The following is an 11,550-nucleotide window of genomic DNA, read 5'->3' as shown; positions in this document are numbered from 1 at the left end:
CGCGACACCGGCGCATTCGCGGCCGCGCGCGCGAGGCTCGCGGTGCTGCCGATCGTCGGCGGCGGCATCGCGCTTGCATTCGTCGATGCTTGCGGCGCCGGCGCGCGGGCGGCCGCCGCAGGCTTGGACGCAGGCTTCAGCCAGCCGGACGGCGCAACGGGCTCCACGTACGGACGCGGTGCCGTGCTGCCGCGCGGTTTCGGCCGCGCGTGCGGGTCGGGCTTCCACAGCGTCGGGCGCGCGTACCGGCCGTTCTGCCGCGGCGCCATCGGATTCACGGTATGGGCGGTGGTCGGCTGCACGATGTCGTCGTCGCGATGCAGCGCGCTGCGCGGCAGGTCGGCGATGCTGCGCGTATCGTCGCCGCCGCCGTCGCGCGACAGCTTGATGCCGAACGACGTGTCGACCCACGCGGCGAAGCGGCGCCAGCCGATGCCCGACAACCAGGGCAGCCCCGCGAAGAACAGCACGACCATCGCGACCGCCGTGCCGATCGGGCCGAGCAGATGCGCGAAGCCGGCCGACAGCGCGTGGCCGAGCGCGTTCGTGTCGGGGCCCGACAGCGCGCTCGTCAGCGTGCAGCTCGCGACGAACACGGCCGCGAAGCCGAGCCACAGCCGGATCGAGCCGCGGCCCGCGAGACCGCCGCCGCCGGGCAGCATCGCCTGTACGAGACGCCAGAACAAAAGGAGGAACCAGACGGCGGAAATGCCGAACCAGCCGAAGACTACCGTGTGCATGCTTTGAAACGGGAAGGGGGCGGGGAGCGCGGTGCGCGACCCGCCGAGTTTAACCGGCCGACGGACAACACGCTAAGGCGGCATGCGCGGGTTTCATGCCGCGGCACGTATGCGCGTGCGGCACGCGCGTCGCGCACGCAGCGAAGGCGGCCGGTCGGCCTTCGCTGCGCGCGATGCATCAGCTGCCCCGGCGCGTGAAGGTCAGCGTCGCGCCGGCGCCGGTCACGATCTGCAGTTGCTGCGGCTCGCGCATCTGCACGCCGGTCTTGTCGATGTGCGCGAGCGCATCGAGGTAAGCGGCTTCGAGCTGCCCGCCGAGCGTGTTCGGACAGGCCATGCGGGTACCGGCGAGCGGCCCGAAGCTCAGCAGCCCGTTCTTGATGTCGTACGTGCCCATGTAGCGGTTGCAGCCCGAGAATCCGCTCGCGCGCCGCACGCCCGATTCGGTCGACAGCGCGAGCTTGATCGGCTCGCCGTTGTCGCCGTGCGGGATCGCGCGCGGCGTGCCGTCGGCGTTCACCCAGCTGGTGAGTTCCCAGCGCGTGTCGTCGAGCAGCTGGACCGCGGCCGGGTTGTACGGATCGGGGGCGGGAGCGGCGGAATCGGGATGGGTCGGCATCGCGCAGGCGGCGAGAAGCGTGGCAAGCGTCAGCGCGCAGAGCGGCGCGCGCAGCGGGCGAAGCAGGCCGGTGCGTGCGCGTGCGGCTGCGAACAGGTGGGACATGAGCCTCGTTCCTCATCGGATTCTGAACAAGGCGTAAGAGTAACGCACCCGCGCCGCGCGAGGCGAGCCGACACTTCGCGCACGAAAACGTTCGCGGCCCGCGCGCACGCGCGTTCCGGCCGGATGTCGACGTGCCGAACCGCCCGGATCGACGGCGGCGCGCGTGTTAACATCGAAGCCTTTTCGCCTTTTCCTTCTCCACTCGAACCAGCGGGAAATCACATGCAGATCGGTCAGCGGCTCGGTACGCCGCTTTCGCCGTCGGCCACGCGCGTCATGCTGCTCGGCGCCGGCGAGCTCGGCAAGGAAGTCATCATCGCGTTGCAGCGGCTCGGCGTCGAAGTCGTCGCGGTCGACCGCTATCCCGACGCGCCCGGCCATCAGGTCGCGCACCGCGCGCACGTGATCGACATGACCGACGCGGCCGCGCTGCGTGCGGTCGTCGAGGCCGAGCGTCCGCATCTGATCGTGCCGGAGATCGAGGCGATCGCGACGGACGCGCTCGCGGCGATCGAGGCGGCCGGCGTCGCCGAAGTGATCCCGACCGCGCGCGCGACGCAGCTCACGATGAATCGCGAAGGCATCCGCCGGCTCGCGGCGGAGGCGCTCGGCCTGCCGACGTCGCCGTATGCGTTCGCCGATTCGTTCGACGCGTTCAGCGCCGCCGTCGCGAAGATCGGGATGCCGTGCGTCGTGAAGCCGGTGATGTCGTCGTCGGGCAAGGGGCAGTCGGTCGTTCGCACCGAGGCCGATGTGAAACCCGCGTGGGATTACGCGATGGCAGGCGGTCGCGTCAATCACGGCCGCGTGATCGTCGAGGGCTTCGTCGATTTCGACTACGAGATCACGCAGCTGACCGTGCGCGCGATCGATCCTGCGACGCTCGACACGCGTACCTACTTCTGCGAGCCGGTCGGCCACGTGCAGGTGGCCGGCGATTACGTCGAATCGTGGCAGCCGCAGCCGATGAGCGCACGCGCGCTCGAGAAGTCGCGCGACATCGCGCACAAGGTCACCGAGGCGCTCGGCGGGCGCGGGATGTTCGGCGTCGAGCTGTTCGTGCGCGGCGACGACGTGTGGTTTTCCGAAGTGAGCCCGCGGCCGCACGATACGGGGCTCGTCACGCTCGCGTCGCAGCGCCAGTCGGAGTTCGAGCTGCATGCGCGCGCGATTCTGGGGCTGCCGGTCGATCCGACGCTCGGCTCGCCGGCCGCGTCGGCGGTGATCTACGGCGGGCTCGACGAGCGCGGGATCGCGTTCGACGGCGTGCGCGACGCGCTTGCCGTGCCGGGCACCGACCTGCGGCTGTTCGGCAAGCCCGAAAGCTTTGTGAAGCGCCGCATGGGCGTCGCGCTCGCGACCGGCGCGAACGTCGACGAGGCCCGCGAACGCGCGAAGCGCGCCGCGGCGGCCGTGCGGCCCGTGTCCGCGCGCTGACCCGACGAAGGAGACGACGATGTTGCTGCGTATCGGAAAGCTGGCCGTCGCGCTGGCGCTGGCGGCCGGCATGGCCGGTTGCGGTCTCGCGGCCGCGCCGTGCCGCGTTGCGTCGGCCGGGCTGAAGATCGTGCCGGTCGTGGGCCACGTCGCGGCCGCGCCGACCGACGCATGCGCGGACGTCATCGATCCGTGAGCGCCGCGCGCATAACGCACGACAATCGAATGACCGCCGCGCGCGCCGCCGTCGCGCGCTTGCTACCCGTCTCGTGAGAGGACCCGCATGATCCGCCAAACCTTCGCTGCGCTCGCGCTGGCCGGCGCGACCGTTTCCGTCGCCCATGCCGCGCAGCTGACCGTCGAGGAGATCGACGCCGACGCACGCCAGCTCGTCGTGTATCAGTGCGCGAACCAGAAGCAGCCGGTGCGTGTGTCGTACTGGCTCGCCGGCAACGGCCAGAGCTTCGCGCTCGTGCCGGTCGACGGCCAGCGGCTGCTGTTCGTCGACACCGTGTCGGCATCCGGCGTCCGCTATCAGGCCGGCCGCTACACGTGGTGGACGAAAGGCCGCGAAGCGACGCTGCGCGACGAAATTGCCGACCCGAGCTCGCCGCCGCTGCTCGCGGACTGCGTGCAGGTCGAGAAGAAAAAGAAGAAGGGCTGATCGCGGTTGCGCGGGCGGATCGGTCCGTCGATCGGCCGGCCAGGCGGGCGCACCGTATTGCCGGGCCGGCGCGATTCGATCCGGCCCTTCATCTGATTTGCCGGCCGATCGGGAGCATGCACGTGCGCGGGGCGTCGGCCGCGCCGCCGCGTGCACGACACCGGGGGCCGAACCGCCGTCGACGCCGTTCCGGGCATTGTCACGGACAGACGGCCGTGCGGTGCTACAATACGGCCCTTTCCGCCGGCATTCGCGCCGAACGGAGTCCGCACAGCCTGGCGCGCGACGTTCGTATCGAACTGCGCCGGGCGCCAGAGCGGCGTCGCGCGGCGCGCCGCGGCTCCGTCTATTTCCTGAATGAGATGAGCGCAGGCCCGGCCGGTCTGACGCACGATGTCCCCGCCGCGCTTTTTGAGCGAAACGCCACCATGTCCGATTCTGTCGCCAAGCCAGCCGACGCAAACTTCGATCAATTCGGCCTTGCCGCCGATATCCTGAAAGCCATTGCGGAGCAGGGCTATACGACGCCGACGCCGATCCAGGCGCAGGCCATTCCGGTCGTGCTCGCCGGCCGCGACGTCATGGGCGCCGCGCAAACGGGCACCGGCAAGACCGCGAGCTTCTCGCTGCCGATCATTCAGCGCCTGCTGCCGCAGGCGAACACGAGCGCGTCGCCCGCGCGGCACCCGGTGCGCGCGCTGATCCTCACACCGACCCGCGAGCTGGCCGACCAGGTTGCCGCGAACGTGCACGCGTATGCGAAGCACACGCCGCTGCGCAGCGCGGTGGTGTTCGGCGGCGTCGACATGAACCCGCAGATGGCGGAACTGCGCCGCGGCGTCGAGATCCTGATCGCGACGCCGGGCCGCCTGCTCGACCATGTGCAGCAGAAGACGGCGAATCTCGGCCAGGTGCAGATCCTGGTGCTCGACGAAGCCGACCGGATGCTCGACATGGGCTTCCTGCCCGATCTGCAGCGGATCCTGAACCTGCTGCCGAAGGAGCGTCAGACGCTGCTGTTCTCGGCGACGTTCTCGCCGGAAATCAAGAAGCTCGCGTCGACGTACCTGCGCAACCCGCAGACGATCGAGGTCGCGCGCAGCAATTCGACGAACGCGAACGTCACGCAGATCGTCTACGACGTCGCCGAAGGCGACAAGCAGGCGGCCGTCGTGCAACTGCTGCGCGAGCGCGGGCTCAAGCAGGTGATCGTGTTCTGCAACAGCAAGATCGGCGCGAGCCGGCTCGCGCGCCAGCTCGAGCGCGACGGCGTGGTCGCGTCGGCGATCCACGGCGACAAGTCGCAGCTCGAACGGATGCAGGCGCTCGACGCGTTCAAGCGCGGCGAAGTCGAAGCGCTCGTCGCGACGGACGTCGCCGCGCGCGGCCTCGACATCGCCGAGCTGCCGGCCGTGATCAACTTCGACCTGCCGTTCAATGCGGAAGACTACGTGCACCGGATCGGCCGCACGGGCCGTGCGGGTGCGACGGGCGACGCGCTCTCGCTGTGCAGCCCGAACGAGCGCAAGCAGCTCGCCGATATCGAAAAACTGATCAAGCGTCCGCTCGAGGTGCAGACGCTCACGCTCGACAAGCCTGCGCGCCATCGTCACGACGAACGCGGCGGTGAGCGTGGCGGCGAACGCGGCGGCCGGCGCGAGCGCGACGAGCATCGCGGCGCATCGGCGCGGCGCACCGGCGGATCGGAGCGCGGCGGCCATCATCGCCGCCATGACGCGCCGGTCGACGACTTCTTCCTGAAGCCGTACGAGCCGGCTGCGCCGGCGACGCAGCCGGACGACGCGAAGTCCGCGCAGCAGCCCGAGAAGAAAGGGCCGAAGCGTCAGGTCGCGGCGCTGCTCGGCGGTTTCGGGATGCCGCGCAAGCCGCAGGCGTGACGCGGGTGTAGACGGTGGCCTGCGCGGCCGGTGCGGCGCGCGCGCCGTCGAATGAACGGGTGTATGCGATGCGCATATGCCCGTTTTTTATTGGGCAGGAAACGTGGGCGTGTAGGGCCGTTTCGCGGGGATCGAGTCGGACGCCCATGGCGGCGACGGCTTGTGATGGGGCGATCGCTCGCTATCGACGTTTCATGGTTGTTCGTGCGGTGGTTTTTCGTGTCGCCTACTGCTCGGCGTTCATGCGTTCGCGCATTCATGCGTTAGGCCCCCGGCTCGCCACGTCCCGCAGCGACGAGCTCGGCTCCCGACGCACGGCTCAACCGCCACGCGGCCCGAAGCGCTGCGCCCACGCGCGCGTCGCGGTTGCGTAGAACGCGTCGAGCGTCGCACCCGGCAGCGCGCCGTCCGCTGCAAGGCCCAGATGCGCGGCCGCAGCCTGCAGCGCCGGCAGCGGATCGTCACGTTCGAGCGCGGTCGCGCCCGTCTGCTTGCTGAGCTTTTCGCCGTTCGCGTCGACGACGACCGGCACGTGCAGATACGCGGGCGTCGGCACGCCGAGACAGCGCTGCAGATAGATCTGCCGCGCGGTCGAGTCGAGCAGATCGGCGCCGCGCACGACGTGCGTGATGCCCGCATCCGCATCGTCGACCACGACGGCGAGCTGATAGGCCCACAGCCCGTCCGCGCGTTTCAGCACGAAATCGCCGACTTCGGTCGCGAGGTTCTGCGACTGCACGCGCTGCCAGCGATCGTCGAACGTTACGATCGCGGCGTCGCCGTCCGGCACGCGCAGCCGCCATGCGCGCGCCGGCTTGCCGTGCAGGCCGGTGCGGCAGGTGCCCGGATACGCGAGCGTCGTGTGGCGCTCGTGCGCGGCGCGCAGCGAGTCGGCGATTTCCTTGCGCGTGCAGCCGCACGGATAGACGAGACCGGCGGCGACGAGCCGCTCGAGCGCCGCTGCATAGTCGGCGTCGCGCGTGCTCTGCCAGACCGGCGGCTCGTCCGGCGTCATGCCGAAATGCGCGAGCGTCGCGAGGATGTCGTCGGCGGCGCCGGGCACCGTGCGCGGGCCGTCGATGTCCTCGATGCGTACGAGCCACGTGCCGCCGTGTGCGCGCGCATCGAGCCAGCTCGCGAGCGCGCCGACCAGCGACCCGAAGTGCAGCGGGCCGGTCGGCGACGGCGCGAAGCGGCCGCGATAGCCGTTCATCGGAGCGGGGGCGTGGAGCGCGCGGCGCGCGGCTATGCGGCGTCTGCCGTCTGCGCGCAGGCCGGGCACGACTTGCCGGGCACGTAGCTCGGCGATCGCTGCGCGTCCGGCGTGACGACCGCGCGGCACGCGAAGCACGTGACGTTCTCGGTCGGCTGGAGCTGCGGATTCAGCGCGGTCCGATAGTCGAACACGAAGCAGTCGCCGTGATAATGCGCGCCGCCGACTTCCTCGAAGTACTTCAGGATGCCGCCTTCGAGCTGGTACACGTTGTCGATGCCGATTTCCTTCATGTGGATCGCGGCCTTCTCGCACCGGATGCCGCCCGTGCAGAACGACACGACCGTCTTGCCTTCGAGATCGGCGCGATGTGCGTCGATCACGTCCGGGAACTCGCTGAACTTGCCGATCCGGTAGTCGAGCGCGCCGTCGAACGTGCCGACGTCGACTTCGAACGCGTTGCGCGTGTCGAGCATCACGACCGGGCGGCCGTCGTCGTCGTGGCCGCGGTCGAGCCACGTCTTCAGCGTGCGTGCGTCGACCGACGGCGCGCGGCCGAGCTCCGGCTTGATCGCAGGCTTCTTCATCGTGATGATCTCGCGCTTCAGGCGCACGAGCATCCGGCGAAACGGCTGCGATTCGGACAGGCTTTCCTTGAACTGCAGCGTCGCGAACTTGCCTTCGAACAGCGGATCGTGGCGGATGTAGTCGATGAACGCGTCCGTCGCTTCGCGCGTGCCGGCAACGAACAGGTTGATGCCTTCCGGCGCGAGCAGGATCGTGCCGCGCAGGCCGAGTTCGTTGCAGCGCGCGGTGACGAGCGGGCGCCATTGCTCGGTCGCGTCGAGCGACACGAAGTGGTAGGCGGCGAGGTTGACGATGGTCATGATGGTCCGACGGAAAAACGGCCGCGTCCGTGCGGCCGGCGCACGGCGGCTCCGCAAAAAAGGGTGCGAAACCGGGGCGATGATTCGAAAACCCGTATTATCCCGCAAACCGTGTGCGCATCGACACCTGGCCGTTCGGCCGAGCGCGCGTCGTCGCGCCGCATGCATCGGCCGGACGGCCAACGCGGGGATTTTTTGGGCAGCCCGCGCGGCGACGCGGCTACAATAGCGCCCATGTCAGATCCCCGCTTCGTCCATCTTCGCGTTCACTCCGAATTCTCGATTGCCGACGGCATCGTGCGTCTCGACGACATCGTCAAGGCGGCGGCCGCAGACGGCCAGGGCGCGCTCGCCCTCACCGATCTCGGCAACGCGTTCGGCCTCGTTCGTTTCTATCAGGAAGCCCGCGGCAAAGGCATCAAGCCGATCGCCGGGTGCGACGTCTGGATCGCCAATCCGGACGACCGCGACAAGCCGTCGCGGCTGCTGCTGCTCGTCAAGGACAAGCGCGGCTACCTGAACCTGTGCGAACTGCTGTCGAAGGCATGGCTGACGAACCAGTATCGCGGCCGCGCCGAGCTCGACGCGAGCTGGCTCGAAGGAGAACTGTCGCAGGGGCTGCTCGCGCTGTCGGGCGCGCAGCAGGGCGACATCGGGCTCGCGCTCGCGGCGGGCAACGAGGAGGCTGCGCGCCGCCACGCCGAGCGCTGGGCGAAGGTATTTCCGGGCGGCTTCTACATCGAGCTGCAGCGTTACGGTCAGCCGGGCGCCGAGGCGTATATCCAGCAGGCGGCGTCGCTCGCCGCGTCGCTGAGGCTGCCGGTCGTCGCGACGCATCCGACGCAGTTCATGACTGCGGACGACTTCACCGCGCACGAGGCGCGCGTGTGCATTTCCGAAGGCGACATCCTCGCGAACCCGCGGCGCCAGAAGCGCTTCACGACCGAGCAGTACTTCCGCACGCAGGACGAGATGGTCGCGCTGTTCGCGGATCTGCCGTCCGCGATCGCGAACACGGTCGAGATCGCGAAGCGCTGCAATCTGAAGCTCGAGCTCGGCAAGCCGAAGCTGCCGCTGTTCCCGACGCCGGACGGCATGTCGCTCGACGACTATCTCGTTCAGCTGTCGCGCGAAGGGCTCGAGAAGCGCCTCGCGCAGCTGTATCCGGACGAAGCCGAACGCGACGCGCAGCGCGACACGTACTACAAGCGGCTCGAATTCGAGTGCGGGACCATCACGAAGATGGGCTTTCCCGGCTACTTCCTGATCGTTGCGGACTTCATCAACTGGGCGAAGAACAACGGCGTGCCGGTCGGGCCGGGCCGCGGCTCGGGCGCCGGTTCGCTGGTCGCGTACGCGCTCGGCATCACCGATCTCGATCCGCTGCGCTACAACCTGCTGTTCGAGCGCTTCCTGAATCCGGAACGCGTGTCGATGCCCGACTTCGACATCGACTTCTGCCAGCACGGCCGCGACCGCGTGATCCAGTACGTGAAGGAGAAGTACGGCGCGGACGCCGTGTCGCAGATCGCCACGTTCGGCACGATGGCCGCGAAGGCGGCCGTGCGCGACATCGGGCGCGTGCTCGATCTCGGCTACATGTTCACCGACGGCGTCGCGAAGCTGATTCCGTTCAAGCCCGGCAAGCACGTGACGATCGCCGACGCGATGAAGGAAGAGCCGCAGCTGCAGGAGCGCTACGACAACGAGGACGAAGTCCATCAGCTGCTCGACCTTGCGCAGCGCGTCGAGGGCCTCACGCGCAACGTCGGGATGCACGCGGGCGGCGTGCTGATCGCGCCGGGCAAGCTGACCGACTTCTGCCCGCTGTACACGCAGGGCGACGACGGCGGCGTCGTCAGCCAGTACGACAAGGACGACGTCGAAGCCGTCGGCCTCGTGAAGTTCGACTTTCTCGGCCTCACGACGCTGACGATCCTCGACTGGGCCGAGCGCTACATCCGCCGTCTCGATCCGTCGAAGGCCGACTGGTCGCTGTCGCAGGTGCCGCTCGACGATCCGGCATCGTTCCAGATCCTGAAGAAGGCGAACACGGTTGCCGTGTTCCAGTTGGAAAGCCGCGGGATGCAGGGGATGCTGAAGGATGCGCAGCCCGACCGCTTCGAGGACATCATCGCGCTCGTGTCGTTGTACCGTCCGGGCCCGATGGATCTGATCCCGAGCTTCTGCGCGCGCAAGCACGGGCGCGAGAAGGTCGATTATCCGGATCCGCGCGTCGAACCCGTCCTGAAAGAGACCTACGGAATCATGGTCTATCAGGAGCAGGTGATGCAGATGGCGCAGATCATCGGCGGCTACTCGCTCGGCGGCGCGGACTTGCTGCGTCGCGCGATGGGCAAGAAGAAGCCCGAGGAGATGGCCAAGCACCGCGAGATCTTCGCCGAGGGCGCGGCGAAGAACGGGCTGTCGCGCGAGAAGTCCGACGAGATCTTCGACCTGATGGAGAAGTTCGCGGGCTACGGCTTCAACAAGTCGCACGCGGCCGCGTATGCGCTGCTCGCGTACTACACCGCGTGGCTGAAGGCGCATCATCCGGCCGAATTCATGGCGGCCAACATGACGCTCGCGATGGACGACACCGACAAGGTGAAGATCCTGTTCGACGATTGCATCGCGAACAACCTCGTCGTGCTGCCGCCGGACATCAACCTTTCGCATTACCGGTTCGAGCCGGTCGCCGAAGCCGACGGCAAGCGTTCGCGCACGATCCGCTACGGCCTCGGCGCCGTGAAGGGCAGCGGCCAGAACGCGATCGAGGAAATCCTGCGCGCGCGCGACGAAAAGCCGTTCACCGATCTGTTCGATTTCTGCGAGCGGATCGACCGCCGCATCGTCAATCGCCGCACGATCGAAGCGCTGATCCGCGCGGGCGCGTTCGATTCGCTGAACGCGAACCGCGCGCAACTGCTCGCGTCGGTGCCGCTCGCGATGGAGGCGGCCGATCAGGCCGAAGCGAACGCACTGCAGGCCGGCCTGTTCGACATGGGCGCGGAGTCGCCGCACGCGCACGCGCTCGTCGACGAGCCGGCGTGGGACGACAAGCGGCGTCTGCAGGAGGAGAAGGGCGCGCTCGGCTTCTATCTGTCCGGTCACCTGTTCGACGCGTATCGCGACGAGGTGCGCCGCTTCGTGCGCCAGAAGATCGGCGATCTGAAGGAAGGGCGCGACAAGCTCGTCGCCGGGATCATCGCGTCGCTGCGTACGCAGATGACTCAGCGCGGCAAGATGCTGATCGCGCTGCTCGACGACGGCACCGGCCAGTGCGAGATCACGATTTTCAACGAGCAGTTCGAGGCCAACAAGGCGCTGTTCAAGGAAGACGAGCTGCTGATCGTGCAGGGCCAGGCGCGCAACGACGCATTCACGGGCGGCATCCGCTTTACCGCCGACACCGTGATGGATCTCGAACGCGCGCGCAGCCGCTACGCGCAGGCGGTGCGGCTGACGATGAACGGTAACGCGGACGCGGCGGTGCTGCGCCGCGTGCTCGAGCCGCACGTGTCGAAGCACGACCCTGCCGCGGCGCACGCGATGGACGCGCCGGCGCCGCGCGGCGGCGGACGCGACGGCGGCCGTCGCCAGCAGGCGCCGTTGCCGAACGGGCTCGCGGTGCAGATCCACTACAGCAACGCACGCGCGCAGGGCGAGATGCGGCTGGGCGATGCGTGGCGCGTGAAGCCGAGCGATGCGTTGCTCGCGGAGCTGCGTGCGACCTTCGGCGGCAGTACCGTCGAAATCGCGTATTGACCGCGCGCCGGACAAGCGAGCGTCGCGATAGGCGGGCCGTCGTATCGCCCTCGCGCGGTGCCGCGGCCCGTTATCGTGCCGCCGGTGCTTGGGGCCGTCATCCGGCCGCTATACAATTCGCAGCGCGCGACGGCGGCGCGGCGAACGCCGCGAGTCGTCGCGGCGCGACCGCGTGCGACCGGACCGTCACGGCGAACGTGCCCCTGCCGGTACGCGACG

Annotated in this window: 9 protein-coding genes; 5 read left to right on the top strand and 4 right to left on the bottom strand. The window is 68.9% G+C overall.

Annotation, left to right across the window (positions count from 1 at the left end):
* Both BUB20358_RS23470 and BUB20358_RS23465 read right to left on the bottom strand, forming a co-directional pair.
* The coding region (locus BUB20358_RS23470; protein WP_496349959.1) for a DNA translocase FtsK 4TM domain-containing protein at positions 1–740 on the bottom strand (740 nt) is incomplete at its 3' end.
* 178 nt (positions 741–918) lie between these two features.
* Complete coding sequence (locus tag BUB20358_RS23465; protein WP_006763774.1) at positions 919–1,464, bottom strand: META domain-containing protein; 546 nt, start codon at positions 1,462–1,464, stop codon at positions 919–921.
* Positions 1,465–1,686: 222 nt separating this feature from the next.
* Here BUB20358_RS23465 and purT point away from each other — a divergent pair, with 222 nt between their 5' ends.
* The 4 genes from purT to BUB20358_RS23445 all read left to right on the top strand — a co-directional run bounded on the left by purT (position 1,687) and on the right by BUB20358_RS23445 (position 5,463).
* Entirely contained in the window at positions 1,687–2,901 is a 1,215-nt protein-coding gene (gene purT / locus BUB20358_RS23460; RefSeq protein ID WP_035971979.1) for a formate-dependent phosphoribosylglycinamide formyltransferase, read from the top strand.
* A 19-nt stretch (positions 2,902–2,920) separates the two neighbouring features.
* The gene (locus BUB20358_RS23455) at positions 2,921–3,097 is read left to right on the top strand and encodes a DUF6726 family protein (RefSeq protein ID WP_165802990.1); all 177 of its coding nucleotides are present in this window, start codon (positions 2,921–2,923) and stop codon (positions 3,095–3,097) included.
* 87 nt (positions 3,098–3,184) lie between these two features.
* Positions 3,185–3,565: an MliC family protein gene (locus tag BUB20358_RS23450; protein ID WP_006763775.1), complete on the top strand. Its 381-nt coding sequence runs from the start codon at positions 3,185–3,187 to the stop codon at positions 3,563–3,565.
* A 428-nt stretch (positions 3,566–3,993) separates the two neighbouring features.
* Positions 3,994–5,463: a DEAD/DEAH box helicase gene (locus BUB20358_RS23445; protein WP_035971981.1), complete on the top strand. Its 1,470-nt coding sequence runs from the start codon at positions 3,994–3,996 to the stop codon at positions 5,461–5,463.
* Between the two features lie 319 nt (positions 5,464–5,782).
* Here the strand turns inward: BUB20358_RS23445 and gluQRS are convergent, their stop codons facing one another.
* Both gluQRS and BUB20358_RS23435 read right to left on the bottom strand, forming a co-directional pair.
* Positions 5,783–6,676 (bottom strand): tRNA glutamyl-Q(34) synthetase GluQRS, encoded by an 894-nt coding sequence (gluQRS, locus tag BUB20358_RS23440; protein ID WP_035971983.1) that lies wholly within the window; start codon positions 6,674–6,676, stop codon positions 5,783–5,785.
* Positions 6,677–6,708: 32 nt separating this feature from the next.
* Complete coding sequence (locus BUB20358_RS23435) at positions 6,709–7,563, bottom strand: sulfurtransferase (RefSeq protein ID WP_035971986.1); 855 nt, start codon at positions 7,561–7,563, stop codon at positions 6,709–6,711.
* A 234-nt stretch (positions 7,564–7,797) separates the two neighbouring features.
* On the opposite strand from BUB20358_RS23435, the gene dnaE reads away from it, so the two are divergent.
* Positions 7,798–11,331 (top strand): DNA polymerase III subunit alpha, encoded by a 3,534-nt coding sequence (gene dnaE, locus BUB20358_RS23430; RefSeq protein WP_006763779.1) that lies wholly within the window; start codon positions 7,798–7,800, stop codon positions 11,329–11,331.
* Positions 11,332–11,550: the final 219 nt, after the last annotated feature.

The organism is Burkholderia dolosa (assembly GCF_902499135.1).
GTDB classification, from domain to species: domain Bacteria; phylum Pseudomonadota; class Gammaproteobacteria; order Burkholderiales; family Burkholderiaceae; genus Burkholderia; species Burkholderia dolosa.
Note: the sequence above shows the minus strand (reverse complement) of the source record. Positions and strands in the feature narration are given on the sequence as shown.

Bases quoted from the DNA above. Each gene is read 5' to 3' on its own strand.
- BUB20358_RS23465 (WP_006763774.1), bottom strand. From the start codon at position 1,464: ATGTCCCACCTGTTCGCAGCCGCACGCGCACGCACCGGCCTGCTTCGC.
- purT (WP_035971979.1), top strand. From the start codon at position 1,687: ATGCAGATCGGTCAGCGGCTCGGTACGCCGCTTTCGCCGTCGGCCACG.
- BUB20358_RS23455 (WP_165802990.1), top strand. From the start codon at position 2,921: ATGTTGCTGCGTATCGGAAAGCTGGCCGTCGCGCTGGCGCTGGCGGCC.
- BUB20358_RS23450 (WP_006763775.1), top strand. From the start codon at position 3,185: ATGATCCGCCAAACCTTCGCTGCGCTCGCGCTGGCCGGCGCGACCGTT.
- BUB20358_RS23445 (WP_035971981.1), top strand. From the start codon at position 3,994: ATGTCCGATTCTGTCGCCAAGCCAGCCGACGCAAACTTCGATCAATTC.
- gluQRS (WP_035971983.1), bottom strand. From the start codon at position 6,676: ATGAACGGCTATCGCGGCCGCTTCGCGCCGTCGCCGACCGGCCCGCTG.
- BUB20358_RS23435 (WP_035971986.1), bottom strand. From the start codon at position 7,563: ATGACCATCGTCAACCTCGCCGCCTACCACTTCGTGTCGCTCGACGCG.
- dnaE (WP_006763779.1), top strand. From the start codon at position 7,798: ATGTCAGATCCCCGCTTCGTCCATCTTCGCGTTCACTCCGAATTCTCG.